Genomic DNA, 17,121 nt, shown 5'->3' on the forward strand with positions numbered 1-17,121 from the left:
GTTAAACCCCGGCCCGAGCCTTCATCTGCAACGACTCATGATGATCCAGCACCCGCTCCACCAACAACTGCACGCCATCCGCCAAACGGCTGAGCGCCAAGGCTACGGAGCGGCGTGAGCCTTCCACATCGTCCGCCAGATCGGCAGCAATGGCGCTAATAGACAGCAGGTCTTCGGAGGCGTTGGCCAGAAGGGCTTCGGTGTCGATGTCGGGGGAGACGCTGAAGAGGCGGAGTTTGCGGCGTTTGGCCGGTTTTTCGTGGAGCGGAGGGAAGTAATGGGAGAGGGCGCGGTCGGCGGCTTCCTTCATTTTTTCTGCGTCGAGGGATGCTTGGGAATCAGTGTCGGTTTCCGGGGGATTGGGAGTAGCTTTGAACATAGTGAAGCTCCATTTAATGAGTTTCAGCTGCTCCATCGGGTTCCAATCGAAGGGGTGGCAGCTGTACGCGGGCTGGAACCCGGGCAAACGGACAAAACCCGACAGACACTAAGGTCTCCCGCGCACAGCCGCCATAACGGAGTGCACACATTAAAGGTGCGCAAGCATACGTTATGAAAGGCGCTTTTGCCTCGTTAACACCACGGGGTTCCAATCCCGGTCGCTGCGGTTGGCAGCGACCCCCAAACGATAAAGATCAACGCCAAAGCGTACCAGTCAGCGGCTTCCGGCATTGCTGTAGGCAGCGACGCACGACTGTGTAGCTTCACACCGTTCCTGCCGACAAACTTTTAAACACAAAACCCCAGGCTGTCGGACCTCCCTGTGGCGAGGGGGCTTGCCCCCGTTGGGTTGCGAAGCAGCCCCAAAACCTGCAACCGAGGTGTATCAGGTACACCGATAACAATGGTTTTACGACTGCTGCGCAGCCGAACGGGGGCAAGCCCCCTCACCACAAGGTTTCTGCGCCAGGTTGAAGATTCCCAGAAAGGGACCGTTCGGTCCCATTTTGGGACTTATCACTGATCGATCGTTACCCTGACCGTAACGATCCTACACTCTGCTTGATTGATGCCCCGTCCCCAACACTCCTAAGGTGACTCCCACGACAGCGAACCCGTGGAGTGGTCATGACAACAACAATATCCCCCGACTCGCGATGGACGCGGCGGCGCAGCGAAAAGCAGCGGCGTCTCGAATTGGTGAAGGGGCTTGCCGACGGTGTGGTATTGCCCACCGACAAGATCGTGGCGGCGTTGGAGGCGTTGATCCTGCCCGGCGACCGTGTGGTGCTGGAGGGCAATAACCAGAAGCAGGCGGATTTCCTTTCCCGCTCCCTGGCCAAGGCCGATCCGGGCAAGCTGCATGATTTGCACATGATCATGCCCAGCGTCGGGCGCTCCGAGCACCTGGATCTGTTCGAACGCGGCATCGCGCGCAAGCTCGATTTCTCGTTTGCCGGTACCCAGAGCCTGCGCATCAGCCAGTTGCTCGAAGACGGTTTGCTGGAAATCGGCGCGATCCACACCTACATCGAACTCTATGCGCGGCTGGTGGTGGACCTGATCCCCAACGTCGTGCTCTCGGCCGGTTTCATGGCCGACCGCGCCGGCAACATCTACACCGGCCCAAGCACCGAAGACACGCCCGCGTTGATCGAACCGGCGGCCTTCAGTGACGGCATCGTCATCGTTCAGGTCAATCAACTGGTGGACGATGTTAGCGACCTGCCTCGCGTGGATATCCCCGCGTCCTGGGTCGACTTCGTGGTAGTGGCCGACAAGCCGTTCTACATCGAGCCGTTGTTCACCCGCGACCCACGGCACATCAAGCCTGTGCATGTGTTGATGGCGATGATGGCGATCCGCGGGATCTACGAAAAACACAACGTCCAGTCACTGAACCACGGCATCGGTTTCAACACCGCCGCCATCGAACTGATCCTGCCGACCTACGGCGAGTCCCTCGGCCTCAAGGGCAAGATCTGCCGCAACTGGACGCTCAATCCGCACCCAACCCTGATCCCGGCCATCGAAAGTGGCTGGGTCGAAAGTGTGCATTGCTTCGGCACCGAACTGGGCATGGAAAACTACATCGCCGCCCGGCCTGACGTGTTCTTCACCGGTCGCGATGGCTCCCTGCGCTCCAACCGGATGTTCAGTCAGCTCGCCGGGCAATACGCGGTGGACCTGTTCATCGGCGCGACCCTGCAAGTCGATGGCGACGGTCATTCCTCCACGGTGACTCGCGGTCGCCTGGCCGGTTTCGGTGGCGCGCCGAACATGGGGCACGACCCGCGCGGTCGTCGTCACGGCACGCCAGCCTGGCTCGACATGCGCCACACCGACGTGGCCGAGCCGATGCTCGAACGCGGCAAGAAACTCGTGGTGCAAATGGTCGAGACCTTCCAGGAGGGCGGCAAACCGACCTTCGTCGAAACCCTCGACGCGGTGGAGGTGGCGAAGAAAAGCGGCATGCCGCTGGCGCCGATCATGATCTATGGCGACGACGTCACCCACCTGCTCACCGAAGAAGGCATCGCCTACTTGTACAAGGCCCGCTCCCTCGAAGAGCGCCAGGCGATGATCGCTGCTGTCGCCGGGGTGACCGCCATCGGCTTGCGCCACAACCCCAAAGACACCGCGCGCATGCGCCGCGAAGGCCTGATCGCCTTGCCCGAAGACCTCGGCATCCGCCGCACCGACGCCACTCGCGAGTTGCTCGCAGCGAAAAGCGTGGCCGATCTGGTGGAGTGGTCCGGTGGCCTCTACAACCCGCCCGCCAAGTTCAGGAGCTGGTAATGCACGCATTCAACCTGCAACCGAGAACGTTAACCCAGCCCTTGTCGATGCCCGAACGGCTGGCGGACCTGGCAGTGGACGCGCTGATCGACGAAGCGGACCTGTCGCCGAAACCGGCGCTGGTGGACCGTCGCGGCAATGGTGCGCACACCGATTTGCACCTCGGGCTGATGCACGCTTCGGCGTTGTCCCTGTGGCCCGCGTTCAAGGCAATGGCGGACGCGGCCATCGAGTTCGGTGAAGTCGGCCTGCCCCTGCGTGAAGCTGTCGGGTGCATTGGTCGTGAAGGCGAGCAAGTGATGCTCGCTACTACGGGCGGTGTGAACACCCATCGTGGGGCGATCTGGGCCTTGGGGCTTCTGGTCACGGCCGTCGCGCTGGAGCCTGAGTCCTGTGCCGCAAACTCTATCGCTTTGCGCGCTGCACGCCTGGCCTTGCTCGACGACCGTTACTCGCCACGTCCTTTAAGCCACGGTGCCCAGGTCGCCCAACGCTACGGCGTTCGCGGTGCCCGTGAAGAGGCACAGCTCGGTTTCCCGGCGGTGATTCAACGCGCATTGCCGCAACTCAAACGCAGCCGCGCCGCAGGCGTTGCTGAACAGAACGCCCGGCTCGATGCCTTGCTGGCGATCATGACGACACTGGCCGACACCTGTGTGCTCTACCGCGCCGGCGAAACCGGCCTGCACACCATGCAACTCGGTGCTCAAGCCGTGCTCGACGCGGGTGGCAGCGCCAGCCTCGCCGGTCGCCGTCGTTTGCATGAGCTGGACCAACAATTAATCGCGTTGAATGCCTCGCCCGGTGGCGCTGCGGACTTGCTCGCAGCCTGCCTGTTCATCGACCGCATTGAGTCGTGCGACGGCATCTTCCAGGGAGCGTTTTGATGGAAACCTTATCCTTTGAATTCCCCGCCGGGCAGCCGCCACGGGGCAGGGCGCTGGTGGGCTGCGTGGGCTCGGGCGATCTGGAAGTGCTGATCGAACCAGGGTTGGCGGGCAAGCTGACGATCCAGGTGCAGACCTCGGTCAATGGCAGTGAACAACGCTGGCAGCATCTGTTCGCACGGATGTTCGATGGCCAGACACCGCCCGCGATGGCGATCGATATCCACGATTTCGGCGCCACCCCCGGCGTAGTGCGCTTGCGTCTGGAACAGGGCTTTGAGGAGATCGGTCATGACTGACAGCGCAGCGCTTCTCAACCCATTCCTTGAAAGGCAGAGCTTCGTCGAACTCGGTGCCCGGCAACGGGCAAAAGCGCTGCTCGATGCCGGCACCTTCCGCGAATTGCTCGACCCGTTTCAGCGCGTCATGTCGCCATGGCTCTCGCGCCAGGGCGTGGTGCCGCAAGCCGATGACGGGGTGGTGATCGCCAAGGGCAGCATTGGCGGTTTGCCAGTGGTGATCGCGGCCATCGAAGGCGCGTTCCAGGGTGGCAGCCTGGGTGAAGTCGGCGGGGCGAAGATTGCCGGTGCGCTGGAGCTGGCCGCCGAGGACAACCGCAAAGGCATTCCCACCCGTGCCGTGTTGCTGCTGGAAACCGGTGGCGTGCGTTTGCAAGAGGCCAATCTCGGGCTGGCGGCGATTGCCGATATTCACGCGGCGATTGTCGATCTGCGCCAGTACCAACCGGTAATCGGCGTGGTCGCCGGCAGCGTTGGCTGTTTTGGTGGGATGTCGATTGCCGCCGGGTTGTGCAGCTATTTACTGGTAACCCAGGAAGCACGCCTTGGCCTCAACGGCCCGCAGGTGATCGAGCAGGAAGCCGGGCTTGAGGAATACGACTCCCGTGATCGCCCGTTTATCTGGAGCCTGACCGGCGGCGAGCAACGGTTCGCCAGTGGCTTGGTGGATCGCTATGTCGCCGATGACGTGGCGCAGATTCAGCAGCAGGTCGGCGAATTGCTCAAGCAAGGTTTGCCGGCGCAAACCCGCAGCCGCCAGGCCGAATGGTTCCTGCAACGGCTGGCGTGCCTGGACGCCGAACCGCAAATCGAGCCGGCGACGGTTCGCGATCTGTATCAAGGAGAGCGTTCATGAGTTCGTATTCCCTGAGGGGCCTGAACTGGTTCAACGCCTTGAGCGCTGGCGCGAAATCGGTCGAAGGTTTGCCGGCTTCGTTGAACGTCGCCGACGGTGTACTGGGCGATCAGCCCGTGCGGTTTATTGCGGTGGTGGCCGACCCCGACAACCGCTTTGTCCGCGCCCGCAATGGCGAGGTGGGTCTGCTGGAAGGTTGGGGGCTGGCCAAAGCGGTGGATGAGGTGATCGAAGCCGATCGGGATAAACCGCACAAACGGGCGTTGATTGCCATCGTCGATGTGCCGAGCCAGGCTTACGGTCGGCGCGAAGAAGCGCTCGGCATTCATCAGGCCTTGGCCGGTGCGGCGGACAGTTATGCCCGCGCCCGACTGGCCGGCCATGCGGTGATCGGTTTGTTGGTGGGCAAGGCGATGTCCGGGGCGTTTCTGGCTCATGGGTATCAGGCCAACCGGCTGATCGCGTTGCGCGATCCGGGGGTGATGGTGCATGCGATGGGCAAGGCGTCGGCGGCGCGGGTGACGTTGCGCAGCGTCGAAGAGCTGGAGGCGTTGGCCGCCAGCGTGCCACCGATGGCTTATGACATCGATAGCTTTGCCAGCCTGGGGTTGCTCTGGGAAACCTTGTCGGTGGAGCAGATCGAGCAGCCGACCGCAGCAGATTTGGCGCGAGTGAATGAATGCCTGAACCAGGCGATTGGCGATGTCGCTGCCAGCGGTCGCGATCTGAGCAGCCGCCTGGGGGCGAGTAACCGCGCCGCGTCGAGCAAGGTTCGCCAGTTGCTGAGAGCGCAGTGGTGAACAGGTTTCTGCCCCACGACCTGCTTTGGGGGATGACCCCGGAGCAGTTGCCGGCGGATGCGCCTGGGTGGGTGGTCGAGTCGATCAGCGCGGGTCAGCCGGTGGTAGTTCGGCGCGCGATCACCGCGCCGGGTCAAATCGCGGTCGGAGTGCGTGGGCGCTTGCGTGAGCAGCGTTATGCAACGTCGATGGCCGTTGCTGCGATTTCTCATCGGGTACGGCCGGAAGAGCTCTGCCATGTCGAGTCGACTCGCGACCTGCCGAGTCTGCGAGCACTGGCGCAACTGCGGCCGATGCTCGACGCCTGCGGTTGGGTGTGGGGTGTCAGCGGCAGCGCCGGGTTTGAATTGGCCAGTGGTTTTGCTGCGCTCCATAAACGCAGCGATCTCGACTTGATCCTGCGTACTCCGCAGCCGCTGAGCCGATCTCAAGCGCAGGTGTTGATGATGCTGATCGGCACCGCCGAGTGTTTGGTGGATATGCAATTGCAGGCGCCGAATGGCGCTGTCGCCCTGCGCGAATGGGCTGGCCCGTCGCAACGGGTTCTACTCAAGAACGCCCATGAAGCGTGTCTGGTGTCCGATCCGTGGAACCCGCAGGAGCAAGCAGCGTGAGCAGCTTGCTGGTGTTCCCCGGTCAGGGCGCGCAGCAGCCGGGCATGCTCCATCGTTGGCCTCGGGAAGCGCTGGTTGAGGCGAGCGAGGTGCTGGGTGAAGACGTCTTGCTGCTTGATTCTGCCGAGGCGTTGCAGTCGACAAGGGCGGTTCAGCTGTGCCTGCTGATTGCCGGCGTCGCCGCTTCGCGTCAGTTATCAATGGCACCGGATTACGTGGCGGGACTGTCCATCGGTGCCTATCCGGCGGCGGTGGTTGCGGGCGCCTTGAGTTTCAGTGATGCGCTGCATCTGGTCAGCTTGCGCGGTGAGCTGATGCAGCAGGCTTATCCTCAGGGCTATGGCATGACCGCGATCATCGGGCTGGAACTGGCGACGGTGGAAGGGTTGCTGGCGCAGGTTCACTGTGTTGATACACCGGTTTACCTGGCCAACATCAACGCCGATAACCAGGTGGTGATTGCTGGCAGTGATTCGGCGATGAAAGCAGTTACCGACCTGGTGCGCAGCCGTGGCGCCGGTCTGGCCAAGCGTCTGGCGGTCAGCGTGCCGTCCCATTGCCCGCTGCTGGAAACACCGGCGAAAACTCTGGCCGAAGCCTTCGCCAAGGTGCAATTGAAAACGCCAACCGTGGGTTACCTGAGCGGCAGCCGCGCACGACCCGTTATTAACACTGACGCGTTGCGCGACGACCTGGCGTTCAACATGTGCCGCGTCGTCGATTGGCGCGGTACGGTGCAAAGCGCTTACGAGCGCGGTGTACGTCTACAGATCGAACTGCCGCCCGGTGCGGTGTTGACCGGGCTGGCGCGCCGGGTGTTCGAGCAGGGCACCGTGATTGCCTTCGACGGTGCACGGCTCGATACCTTGCAGGCGCTGTTGCGTGAGGAGGGAAGCCGCCAACCCTAGATCACCGACTCAGGTTGCGAACTACAAAAACAACAATTTCGACGATGCACTTTGAGGACTACAACAATGATTATTTACGGTGTGGCGCTGTTGGCGATCTGTACGCTGGCAGGGGTGATCATGGGTGACATGCTCGGCGTGTTGCTGGGTGTGAAATCCAACGTCGGCGGGGTCGGGATCGCGATGATCCTGCTGATCTGCGCGCGGTTGTGGATGCACAAACGCGGCGGCATGACCAAGGATTGTGAACTGGGCGTCGGCTTCTGGGGCGCCATGTACATTCCGGTGGTGGTTGCCATGGCGGCGCAACAGAACGTGGTCACCGCCCTGCACGGCGGCCCGGTGGCGGTGCTGGCGGCGATCGGTTCGGTGGTGCTCTGCGGCTGCACCATTGCGTTGATCAGCCGAACCCACAAAGGCGAACCCTTGCCCGATGAACCGGTGGACATAACACCGGTCGGCACGCCAGTAGGAGGTCGCTGATATGTGGGAACTCATTGAGAAAGGCCTGGTAAATAACAGTCTGGTCACGGCATTCGCGTTTGTTGGCGTAATCATGTGGGTGTCGGTGATTCTGTCCAAGCGCCTGACTTTCGGCCGGATTCACGGCTCGGCGATTGCCATCGTCATCGGCCTGGTGCTGGCCTGGGTTGGCGGCACCATGACCGGCGGGCAAAAAGGCCTGGCGGATCTGTCACTGTTTTCCGGCATCGGCTTGATGGGCGGCGCCATGCTGCGTGACTTCGCCATCGTTGCCACGGCGTTCGAGGTGCAGGCCACCGAAGCGAAAAAGGCCGGGATGATTGGCGTCATCGCGCTGCTGCTGGGCACGATTCTGCCGTTCATTGTCGGGGCGAGCATTGCCTGGGTGTTCGGTTATCGCGATGCGATCAGCATGACCACCATTGGCGCAGGCGCGGTGACGTACATCGTCGGGCCGGTGACGGGTGCTGCGATTGGGGCCTCATCCGATGTGATGGCGCTGTCGATTGCCACCGGGTTGATCAAGGCGATTCTGGTGATGGTCGGCACGCCGGTGGCGGCGCGCTGGATGGGCCTGGATAACCCGCGCTCGGCGATGGTATTTGGCGGCTTGGCCGGGACGGTGAGTGGAGTGACGGCCGGGTTGGCGGCGACGGATCGGCGGCTGGTGCCGTATGGCGCGCTGACGGCGACGTTCCATACCGGGCTTGGATGCTTGCTTGGGCCTTCGTTGCTGTACTTCGTTGTTCGCGGGATTGTCGGGTAGGTTCGAGAGTTGTACCGCCTATGATGACGCCTTCGCGGGCAAGCCTCGCTCCTACAGGGTATGTGTTGTGCCCAAATCCCGCGGTACTCCGAAATCCTGTAGGAGCGAGGCTTGCCCGCGAAGGCCTCGACACGGTCTCAAGCCTGGCGATTGGCATACATCCGGCATTCCGCCAACAGCGCCAGCAGATTCGGGTCACGTTCTTTGGCCTTGAGAAATACCACGCCAATGTGCTGCTGCAACCGGTACTTTTCCTGCAATGGAATCAGCTTCACCCGGTTTTCATACACCGCCGCAATCCGCCCCGGCAGCAGCGCATAACCCACCCCCGAGCTGACCATGCTCAGCAGGGTGAAGATGTCGTTGACCTGCATCGCGACCTTCGGCTCGAACCCCGCCTGCTTGAACACCCGAATACCGTCCTGGTGCGTGGCGAAGCCTTGGGTCAGGGTGATGAATGTTTCGTCGCGCACCTCGGCCAGGTCGACTTCGCTCCGCTGGGCAAAGGGCGAGTCCGCTGGGGTGGCGAGGAAGATGTCATCGGAAAACAGCGGGATCTGCTCGCAGTCCGGGTCGTTGACGCTGTCGTCCAGCGACACCAGGATCGCGTCGACTTCCATGTTCTTGAGCTTGTACAACAGGTCGATGTTCGAACCCAGGATCAGGTCGATATTGAGTTCGCTGCGGCGGATTTTCAGGCCCATGATCAGCTGCGGCACAGTCTTCACCGTCAGCGAATACAGCGAGCCGAGTTTGAAGCGTTCGGCGGAGAACCCGGCGGCTTCGCGAGTCAGACGCACGGTTTCGAGCACGTCCTGAATCAGCTTCTGCGCCCGCTCTTCCAGCACATAGGCACTTTCCAGCGGGGTCAGGTTGCGGCCTTCGTGCTTGAATAGCGGGCAGCGCAGGGCGCTTTCCAGGGAGTGGATGGCGCGATGCACGCTGACGTTGCTGGTCTGCAACTCGACGGCGGCGCGGGCCAGGTTGCCGGTGCGCATGAAGGCCAGGAACACCTCGAGTTTTTTCAGGGTCAACTCTTCATCGATCAACATGGGCCAGACTCTTATTCGAATGTCCCGATTGTGCCCAATTGGCTGACGTTTGGCTTGATGGCTTTCGTAGGGGCATTGTGTTCTGAAACATTGCGCTTTTAACCTTGAGGCCTGAGCCTTGCGCGCGGCGGTAATGAACGTAGAGGTGAGCAACACATGTATCACGGGGAAAGATTGAACGCCTGGACGCATTTGGTTGGGGCGGTGGCGGCATTGGTCGGGGGCGTGTGGCTGCTGGTGATCGCCAGTATGGATGGCAGTCCGTGGAAGATCGTCAGTGTGGCGATTTACGCGTTTACCTTGCTGGTGCTCTACAGTGCCTCGACCGTGTACCACAGCGTGCGTGGGCGCAAGAAAGCGATCATGCAGAAGGTCGATCATTTTTCGATCTACTTGCTGATCGCCGGCAGTTACACGCCGTTCTGCCTGGTGACCCTGCGTGGGCCGTGGGGCTGGACGCTGTTCGGGATTGTCTGGGGGCTGGCGCTGATTGGCATCCTGCAAGAGATCAAACCGCGCTCGGAAGCACGGATTCTGTCGGTCGTGATTTACGCGGTGATGGGCTGGATCGTGCTGGTGGCGGTCAAGCCGTTACTGGCGGCATTGGGCCCTGTCGGCTTTACCTTGCTGGCGTCGGGCGGGGTGTTGTACACCGTGGGGATTATCTTTTTTGCCCTCGACCATCGTCTGCGCCACGCCCATGGGATCTGGCATCTGTTCGTGATCGCCGGGAGTTTGCTGCACTTTGTGGCGATTTGGTTCTATGTCTTGTGACTGCTTTTGTGGCGAGGGGGCAAGCCCCCTCGCCACAAGGCCCTAGAAGTCACCCCAAAGCTGCTGAGCAACCGCCAACGCCACCACCGGTGCGGTTTCGGTGCGCAGCACGCGCGGGCCGAGGCGGGCGGCGTGGAAACCGCCGGCCTTGGCCTGTTCGACTTCAACGTCGGACAAGCCGCCCTCCGGGCCGATCAGGAACGCCAGGCTTGCAGGTTTGGCGTGGCTCACCAGCGGCTCGGCCACCGGATGCAGCACCAGTTTCAATTCGGCCGCGGTCTGCTTCAACCAGTCAGCCAACAGCAATGGCGGATGAATCACCGGCACCCGTGAGCGCCCACACTGCTCGCAGGCGCTGATCGCCACCTGACGCCAGTGCATCAGGCGTTTGTCGGCGCGTTCGTCCTTGAGGCGGACTTCGCAGCGGTCGGTGAAAATCGGGGTGATTTCGCTGACGCCCAGTTCGGTGGCTTTCTGAATCGCCCAGTCCATCCGTTCGCCACGGGACAAGCCCTGGCCGAGATGGACCGCCAGCGACGACTCGACCTGGCCGGTAAAGCTTTCATCGATTTGCACCACCACGCGCTTCTTGCCGACTTCCACCAGCGTGCCGCGAAACTCGTGGCCCGAGCCGTCGAACAGTTGCACCGCATCACCCTCGGCCATGCGCAGCACACGGCTGATGTAATGCGCCTGGGCTTCAGGCAACTCGTGTTCGCCGGTGCTCAAAGGGGCGTCGATAAAGAAGCGGGACAGTCTCATCTTGGGTCTCTACTGAATCAGAAATTTGGATCGAGTCGCTTTTGTGGCGAGGGGGCTTGCCCCCGTTGGGCCGCGAAGCGACCCCAAAACCTGCAACTGCGCTATTCCAGTGAAAACGTATCAACCGGATTTACGACTGCTTCGCAGCCGAACGGGGGCAAGCCCCCTCGCCACAGTTAAGCTCTTTCACACAGGGATCTGGGCAAGGTTTCAACCCGGATCGCGATAGCCCGGATGAAAGTCCTTCGGTACCGCCACGCTGACGCTGTCACGGGTGGCGATGTCGATGCCTTCGCTGGCCACTTCGGCCAGAAAATCGATCTGCTCCGGGGTAATCACGTAAGGCGGCAGGAAATACACCACGCTGCCCAACGGCCTCAGTAAAGCACCTCGTTGCAGTGCATGCTGGAACACGGTCAAACCGCGACGTTCCTGCCACGGGTAAGCGGTCTTGCTGGCCTTGTCCTTGACCATCTCGATCGCCAGCACCATGCCGGTCTGGCGCACTTCAGAGACGTTCGGGTGATCGGCCAGGTGCGCGGTGGAGGAGGCCATGCGCTGGGCCAGGGCCTTGTTGTTCTCGATGACGTTGTCTTCTTCAAAGATATCCAGCGTCGCCAATGCCGCCGCGCAGGCCAGCGGATTGCCGGTATAGCTGTGGGAATGCAGGAAGGCGCGCAGGGTCGGGTAGTCGTCGTAGAACGCGCTGTAGACCTCATCGGTGGTCAGGCAGGCCGCCAACGGCAGGTAACCGCCAGTCAGGGCCTTGGACAGGCAGAGGAAGTCCGGGCGGATGCCGGCCTGTTCGCAGGCGAACATCGTGCCGGTACGACCGAAGCCGACGGCGATTTCATCGTGGATCAGATGTACGCCATAACGATCACAGGCGTCGCGTAGCAGCTTGAGGTACACCGGGTGATACATGCGCATGCCGCCGGCGCCCTGAATCAGCGGCTCCAGAATCACGGCGGCCACGGTATCGTGGTTATCGGCCAGGGTCTGCTCCATGGCGGCGAACATGTTGCGCGAGTGTTCTTCCCAGCTCATGCCCTCGGGGCGCAGGTAGCAATCGGGGCTCGGCACCTTGATGGTGTCCATCAGCAGGGCTTTGTAGGTTTCGGTAAACAGCGGCACGTCGCCCACTGCCATCGCCGCCATGGTCTCGCCGTGGTAGCCGTTGGTGAGGGTGACGAAGCGTTTCTTGTTCGGCTGGCCGCGGTTGAGCCAGTAGTGAAAGCTCATTTTCAGCGCGACTTCGATGCACGATGAACCGTTATCGGCGTAGAAACACCGGGTCAGGCCTTCGGGCGTCATCTTCACCAGACGCTCGGACAGCTCGATCACCGGCTGATGGCTGAAACCGGCGAGGATCACGTGTTCCAGCTGATCGACCTGATCCTTGATGCGCTGGTTGATCCGCGGGTTGGCGTGGCCGAACACATTGACCCACCAGGAGCTGACGGCGTCGAGGTAGCGTTTGCCTTCGAAGTCTTCCAGCCACACGCCTTCACCGCGCTTGATCGGGATCAGCGGCAGCTGTTCGTGGTCTTTCATCTGGGTGCAGGGATGCCATAACACGGCGAGATCGCGTTCCATCCACTGTTTATTCAGGCCCATTTTCTGTCTCCTCGAGGCTACCCGTGACGTAGGCGGGTAAACAATCGCGCAAGCCTATGCAATGCGCGTCACGGGGACAACCCATTGTGTCGATTGAGCTACTTTGTATAGGACGATAGACGTCGCTGGCGGCGTTTTGATGGCTGACGTATTCTTCGCGGCTCTTTGAGTCGTCTGACTCGTAAAACCGCTATTTCCTCGTGTATTTCCGGAGTTCTCTGAATGTCTGCTGGTTGGCTGCGCGCCTGTGCGCTGGTGATGTTAGGACTGTTCAGCGTTTCGGCGCTGGCCAAGGATAAAACAGCGATCGTGGTCGGCGGCGGGCTTTCGGGCCTCACCGCGGCGTACGAACTGCAGAGCAAAGGCTGGCAGGTCACCCTGCTGGAAGCCAAACCGACCCTGGGCGGTCGTTCCGGCATGGCCACCAGCGAGTGGATCGGCAACGACAAGACCCAACCGGTTTTGAACAAGTACATCTCGACGTTCAAGCTGAGCACCACGCCAGCCCCCGAGTTCGTGCGGACCCCGGGTTACCTGATCGACGGTGAATACTTCAGCGCCGCCGATCTGGCGACTAAACAGCCGGCCACCAGCGACGCGCTGAAACGCTACGAAAAGACCCTGGATGACCTGGCGCGTTCGATCGAAGACCCGCAAAACCCGGCCGCCAACAGCACGCTGTTCGCCCTGGACCAGATCAACGTGGCCAACTGGCTCGATCGCCTGAATCTGCCAGCCACGGCGCGTCAGTTGGTGAATCAGGAGATCCGTACCCGTTACGATGAACCTTCGCGCCTGTCGCTGCTGTACTTCGCTCAACAGAGCCGTGTCTACCGTGGTGTTGCCGACCGTGACCTGCGTGCCTCGCGCCTGCCCGGCGGTAGCCCGGTGCTGGCCCAGGCCTTCGTCAAACAACTGAAAACCATCAAGACCGGTTCCCCGGTTTCATCCATCACCCAGGACAAGGACGGCGTGACCGTCAAGGTCGGCAGCGTTGGCTATCAGGCGGACTACGTCGTGCTGGCGGTGCCGTTGCGCGCACTGAGCAAGATCCAGATGACTCCGGCGCTGGACGCCCAGCACATGGGCGCCATCAAGGGCACCAACTACGGCTGGCGTGACCAGATCATGCTGAAGTTCAAGACGCCGGTATGGGAAAGCAAGGCGCGCATGTCCGGCGAGATCTACAGCAATGCCGGTCTGGGCATGTTGTGGATCGAGCCGGCCTTGAAGGGCGGCGCCAACGTGGTGATCAACATTTCCGGCGACAACGCACGGGTGATGCAGGCCTTCGGCGACAAGCAGATGGCTGATCAGGTGCTGATTCGTCTGCATACCTTTTATCCACAGGCACGCGGTTCGTTCACCGGTTATGAAATCCGTCGCTACAGCACTGACCCATCGATGGGCGGCGCTTACCTGGCCTTCGGTCCGGGGCAGATCAGCAAATACTGGCGCCTGTGGGAGCGTCCGCTGCAACGTGTAGCCTTTGCCGGCGAACACACTGACACCTTGTACCCAGGCACCCTGGAAGGCGCCTTGCGCACCGGTCAGCGTGCAGCCAGTCAGGTTGAAGACCTGGCAGCGGGCAAATCGTTTGAACCGGCGAAGGTTGTGCCGGCAGCGACCGCTGCGGCGGCAGGCGCGGTAGTGGCGAAGAAAGGCAATTTCTTCAGCAACATGTTCGGTGGTTCGTCCGATAAAGCGGCCGACAAGGCAGAACCTGCCAAGGTTGAAGCGAAAGCTGAAGAGACCAAGCCTGGCTTCTTCTCGCGGATGTTTGGTGGTGGCTCCGACAAGGCTCCGGCCAAGGCGCCAGAACCCGTGGCCCCCGTTGCTCCGGCACCCGCACCAGTCGTTGCGCCGGCTCCGGCACCGGTTGAGGCTCCGAAGCCAGTGGTGCCGGCGCAAGCCGAGCCGGTGAAGAAAGCACCGGCCAAAGCACCAGTGAAAAAGCCTGCTGCCAAAACCGAGGCCAAAAAGGCTCCGGCCAAGGCAACGGCGAAAAAGGCTGAGCCAGTGAAGAAACCAGTGGCGAGTACCGCTGCGAAGGCCCCGGTGGCGACTGAAACCAAAACACAGTAAGTCTTGGGATCAAAAAAAAGCGCGGCAGTGATGCCGCGCTTTTTTTATGTCTTTGTCCTCCCGTGGAGGCAGCTGATTTTTTTGGTACTAAGGTAGGTCGACGATATGGACTTCGTCGCTTTGGTAGTCGCTGATATAGGCGCGGTTGTGTTGATCAAGAACCATGTAGCGCGGATCGAAAGCGCCAGGGATGGGAACCCTGCGAACAATCTCATGGGTGGCGGTATCAACTTCCACGATCTCTTTTTCGGTTTGATCAACGGCATAAGCGTTTTTTACGCCGAACACTATTTTCCCTTCGCAAGCCACAAAATCGAAATGCCGGGTGGTCAATGAGCGGGTGTCCAACACGGTCAGTTTTCGAGCGTCCAGAGCCACGATATACACTTCGCTACCGTCGGGACTGACAGTGACGGCTGAAGGATATTTTTCAGTTTTGATGATATTGATGACTTTGAAGGTCTTGCTGTTGATGACCGTGAGCGCGTCCTCATAAGGGGCGGCCGGGGCGTTGGTGCTGGAAATGTAAAGGCGCGAATCGTCCGGGCTGATATCCACACTTATGGACGGTGAGGGTAAGCCTTGTACTCTGCTCACCGCATACAGACGGGTATCAATAATTGCCAACCACTCTTTATTCTGTCGAACGGTGACGTAAGCATATTTCCCGTCTCCGCTCACGACGACTCCGCTAGGGTGTCTACCCACCGTGATGTTACCCACCGCGTATGTTTCGGTATCAATAACCGAAACCGAACTTGAACCGTAGTTGGTCACGTAAGCTCTTTTTCCCTCATGGCCAAGGGCGATGCTTCGGGGGTACTGCTCCACGGCGATGGTACGGATTACCTTTTTGATTCGGGTGTCGATGACGGACACATTGTCCGACATGTAATTGCAAACAAATACGCGTGATCCATCGTTGCTGATGGCCATCCCTCGCGGTCCTTCCCCTACGGGTATCGAATTGGATTGATTGCGTGTTATCACGGGGGATGAACTCGAATTGTGACTCATGGTAGAACTCCTGTTCAGACGCTTGGACTGACGTCCAAGTTCAAGTTCATCAATGACTTGCAATGAAAGCCACTGTTAAATGTGACAGTTCTGACGAGTGGTATCGGCTCTTAAATGAATATAAGGAGGGTGCGTGAAGGTTTTTTCCTTTGGTTAACACTCTCTTAACCTCTCGGCCCCAAGGTCTTGATCGTATTTCTCGATATTTCAGAGCGAAATTTTCCGCTTTAAATCGATAGATAACTCGATAGTCTTGGGCGCAGTTCTTACAGGATTTGGGCAATGCAGCTACGTAACTCTTCTTCCCGCTACGGTTGGGTCAGCATCTTTATGCACTGGGGTGTGGCGTTGGCCGTCTTCGGCCTGTTTGCGTTGGGGTTGTGGATGGTCGGTCTCGATTACTACAGCACCTGGCGTAAAGACGCGCCGGATCTGCACAAGAGCATTGGTCTGGTGTTATTTGCCGTGATGTTGCTGCGGGTAGTGTGGCGCTTCATCAGCCCACCGCCGCCGCTCCTGCCAAGCTATAGCCGCATGACCCGCCTTGGCGCCAAGTTCGGCCATTCCTTCCTTTATCTCAGTCTGTTCGCTGTGATGATTGCCGGTTACCTGATTTCCACCGCAGACGGTGTCGGGATTCCGGTGTTTGGCCTGTTTGAAATTCCTGCACTGGTTTCCGGGCTACCGGACCAGGCAGACACCGCGGGTGTGATTCATTTGTACCTGGCCTGGCTGCTGGTAATTTTTTCCGGTTTCCATGCGTTGGCAGCATTGAAGCACCACTTTATTGATCGTGATGCGACCCTGACGCGAATGCTGGGGCGCAAAGCCTGATGTTCTACCTCGACTCCAAAGGAATAGAAAGCATGTTGAAAAAGACGCTCGCCGCTCTGGCAATCGGTTCTGCTCTGTTGTCCGCTAACGTGATGGCGGCCGATTACGTGGTCGACAAAGAAGGCCAGCACGCCTTCGTTGACTTCAAGATCAGCCACTTGGGCTACAGCTACATCATCGGTACCTTCAAGGATATCGACGGCAAGTTCAGCTTCGACGCTGCCAAGCCTGAAGACAGCAAGATCGAGTTCAATGTGCGCACCGCCAGCGTGTTCACCAACCACGCCGAACGCGACAAGCACATCGCCAGCGGTGACTTCCTGAACGTGGGCAAATTCGCCGACGCCAAGTTCGTCTCCACCAGCGTCAAACCTACCGGTAAAAACGCCGCAGGCAAAGACACTGCCGACGTGACCGGCAACCTGACCCTGCTGGGCGTGACCAAGCCAATCGTAGTCAAAGCCACGTTCCTGGGTGAAGGCAAGGATCCATGGGGCGGCTACCGTGCCGGCTTCGAAGGCACCACCAGCATCAAGCGTTCCGATTTCGGCAAGCAGAAAGACCTGGGCCCAGCGTCCGACGCGGTCGATCTGTACGTGACGTTTGAAGGTGTCAAAGCGAAATAATC

General features: G+C 60.3%; 18 protein-coding genes. 13 read left to right on the plus strand and 5 right to left on the minus strand.

The genetic code is table 11. The features are described from left to right. Nucleotide 1: 1 nt before the first annotated feature. The gene (locus AC1RL4_RS05755; protein WP_019580627.1) at nucleotides 2-379 is read right to left on the minus strand and encodes a DUF6124 family protein; all 378 of its coding nucleotides are present in this window, start codon (nucleotides 377-379) and stop codon (nucleotides 2-4) included. A 689-nt stretch (nucleotides 380-1,068) separates the two neighbouring features. On the opposite strand from AC1RL4_RS05755, the gene mdcA reads away from it, so the two are divergent. The 9 genes from mdcA to madM all read left to right on the plus strand — a co-directional run bounded on the left by mdcA (nucleotide 1,069) and on the right by madM (nucleotide 8,352). Next, nucleotides 1,069-2,739 carry a malonate decarboxylase subunit alpha gene (gene mdcA / locus AC1RL4_RS05760; RefSeq protein ID WP_019580630.1) on the plus strand — a complete coding sequence of 557 codons (1,671 nt, stop codon included), beginning with the start codon at nucleotides 1,069-1,071 and terminating at the stop codon, nucleotides 2,737-2,739. Further along, a complete protein-coding gene (locus AC1RL4_RS05765; RefSeq protein WP_230173312.1) occupies nucleotides 2,739-3,626 on the plus strand; it encodes a triphosphoribosyl-dephospho-CoA synthase in 888 nt (295 codons plus the stop codon). Before mdcA ends, AC1RL4_RS05765 begins: the two co-directional genes overlap by 1 nt. Next, complete coding sequence (locus tag AC1RL4_RS05770) at nucleotides 3,626-3,925, plus strand: malonate decarboxylase subunit delta (protein ID WP_007941972.1); 300 nt, start codon at nucleotides 3,626-3,628, stop codon at nucleotides 3,923-3,925. The genes AC1RL4_RS05765 and AC1RL4_RS05770 overlap by 1 nt, the downstream gene beginning before the upstream one ends. Further along, nucleotides 3,918-4,781 carry a biotin-independent malonate decarboxylase subunit beta gene (locus AC1RL4_RS05775; protein ID WP_028939070.1) on the plus strand — a complete coding sequence of 288 codons (864 nt, stop codon included), beginning with the start codon at nucleotides 3,918-3,920 and terminating at the stop codon, nucleotides 4,779-4,781. Before AC1RL4_RS05770 ends, AC1RL4_RS05775 begins: the two co-directional genes overlap by 8 nt. Continuing rightward, a complete protein-coding gene (gene mdcE, locus AC1RL4_RS05780; protein WP_028939069.1) occupies nucleotides 4,778-5,581 on the plus strand; it encodes a biotin-independent malonate decarboxylase subunit gamma in 804 nt (267 codons plus the stop codon). Before AC1RL4_RS05775 ends, mdcE begins: the two co-directional genes overlap by 4 nt. After that, nucleotides 5,575-6,195 carry a malonate decarboxylase holo-ACP synthase gene (locus tag AC1RL4_RS05785; protein WP_230173314.1) on the plus strand — a complete coding sequence of 207 codons (621 nt, stop codon included), beginning with the start codon at nucleotides 5,575-5,577 and terminating at the stop codon, nucleotides 6,193-6,195. The genes mdcE and AC1RL4_RS05785 overlap by 7 nt, the downstream gene beginning before the upstream one ends. After that, nucleotides 6,192-7,103: a malonate decarboxylase subunit epsilon gene (gene mdcH / locus AC1RL4_RS05790; protein WP_230173325.1), complete on the plus strand. Its 912-nt coding sequence runs from the start codon at nucleotides 6,192-6,194 to the stop codon at nucleotides 7,101-7,103. The genes AC1RL4_RS05785 and mdcH overlap by 4 nt, the downstream gene beginning before the upstream one ends. A gap of 66 nt (nucleotides 7,104-7,169) precedes the next feature. Continuing rightward, nucleotides 7,170-7,586, plus strand: coding sequence for a malonate transporter subunit MadL (madL, locus tag AC1RL4_RS05795; RefSeq protein WP_230173327.1), 417 nt, complete (start codon nucleotides 7,170-7,172; stop codon nucleotides 7,584-7,586). A gap of 1 nt (nucleotide 7,587) precedes the next feature. Then, nucleotides 7,588-8,352: a malonate transporter subunit MadM gene (gene madM / locus AC1RL4_RS05800; RefSeq protein WP_018928728.1), complete on the plus strand. Its 765-nt coding sequence runs from the start codon at nucleotides 7,588-7,590 to the stop codon at nucleotides 8,350-8,352. Nucleotides 8,353-8,489: 137 nt separating this feature from the next. Here the strand turns inward: madM and AC1RL4_RS05805 are convergent, their stop codons facing one another. Further along, nucleotides 8,490-9,404, minus strand: a complete 915-nt coding sequence (locus tag AC1RL4_RS05805) for a LysR family transcriptional regulator (RefSeq protein WP_019580637.1) — start codon at nucleotides 9,402-9,404, stop codon at nucleotides 8,490-8,492. A 156-nt stretch (nucleotides 9,405-9,560) separates the two neighbouring features. On the opposite strand from AC1RL4_RS05805, the gene trhA reads away from it, so the two are divergent. Next, nucleotides 9,561-10,178: a PAQR family membrane homeostasis protein TrhA gene (gene trhA, locus AC1RL4_RS05810; protein WP_018928730.1), complete on the plus strand. Its 618-nt coding sequence runs from the start codon at nucleotides 9,561-9,563 to the stop codon at nucleotides 10,176-10,178. A 42-nt stretch (nucleotides 10,179-10,220) separates the two neighbouring features. Here trhA and AC1RL4_RS05815 read toward each other — a convergent pair whose 3' ends face one another. Further along, on the minus strand, nucleotides 10,221-10,940 hold the full coding sequence (locus AC1RL4_RS05815) for a 16S rRNA (uracil(1498)-N(3))-methyltransferase (RefSeq protein WP_019580639.1): 720 nt from the start codon (nucleotides 10,938-10,940) through the stop codon (nucleotides 10,221-10,223). A 210-nt stretch (nucleotides 10,941-11,150) separates the two neighbouring features. Next, nucleotides 11,151-12,557, minus strand: a complete 1,407-nt coding sequence (locus tag AC1RL4_RS05820) for an adenosylmethionine--8-amino-7-oxononanoate transaminase (RefSeq protein ID WP_018928732.1) — start codon at nucleotides 12,555-12,557, stop codon at nucleotides 11,151-11,153. A 222-nt stretch (nucleotides 12,558-12,779) separates the two neighbouring features. Here AC1RL4_RS05820 and AC1RL4_RS05825 point away from each other — a divergent pair, with 222 nt between their 5' ends. Then, nucleotides 12,780-14,642 (plus strand): flavin monoamine oxidase family protein, encoded by a 1,863-nt coding sequence (locus tag AC1RL4_RS05825; protein WP_028939063.1) that lies wholly within the window; start codon nucleotides 12,780-12,782, stop codon nucleotides 14,640-14,642. Nucleotides 14,643-14,729: 87 nt separating this feature from the next. Here AC1RL4_RS05825 and AC1RL4_RS05830 read toward each other — a convergent pair whose 3' ends face one another. After that, the gene (locus tag AC1RL4_RS05830) at nucleotides 14,730-15,578 is read right to left on the minus strand and encodes a YncE family protein (protein ID WP_019650246.1); all 849 of its coding nucleotides are present in this window, start codon (nucleotides 15,576-15,578) and stop codon (nucleotides 14,730-14,732) included. Between the two features lie 363 nt (nucleotides 15,579-15,941). On the opposite strand from AC1RL4_RS05830, the gene AC1RL4_RS05835 reads away from it, so the two are divergent. Beyond that, complete coding sequence (locus tag AC1RL4_RS05835) at nucleotides 15,942-16,493, plus strand: cytochrome b (protein ID WP_018928735.1); 552 nt, start codon at nucleotides 15,942-15,944, stop codon at nucleotides 16,491-16,493. Between the two features lie 32 nt (nucleotides 16,494-16,525). Continuing rightward, nucleotides 16,526-17,119 (plus strand): YceI family protein, encoded by a 594-nt coding sequence (locus AC1RL4_RS05840; RefSeq protein WP_018928736.1) that lies wholly within the window; start codon nucleotides 16,526-16,528, stop codon nucleotides 17,117-17,119. The last annotated feature ends 2 nt before the right edge of the window (nucleotides 17,120-17,121 follow it).

It is taken from the genome of Pseudomonas sp. GW822-FHT07A10 (assembly GCF_058798795.1).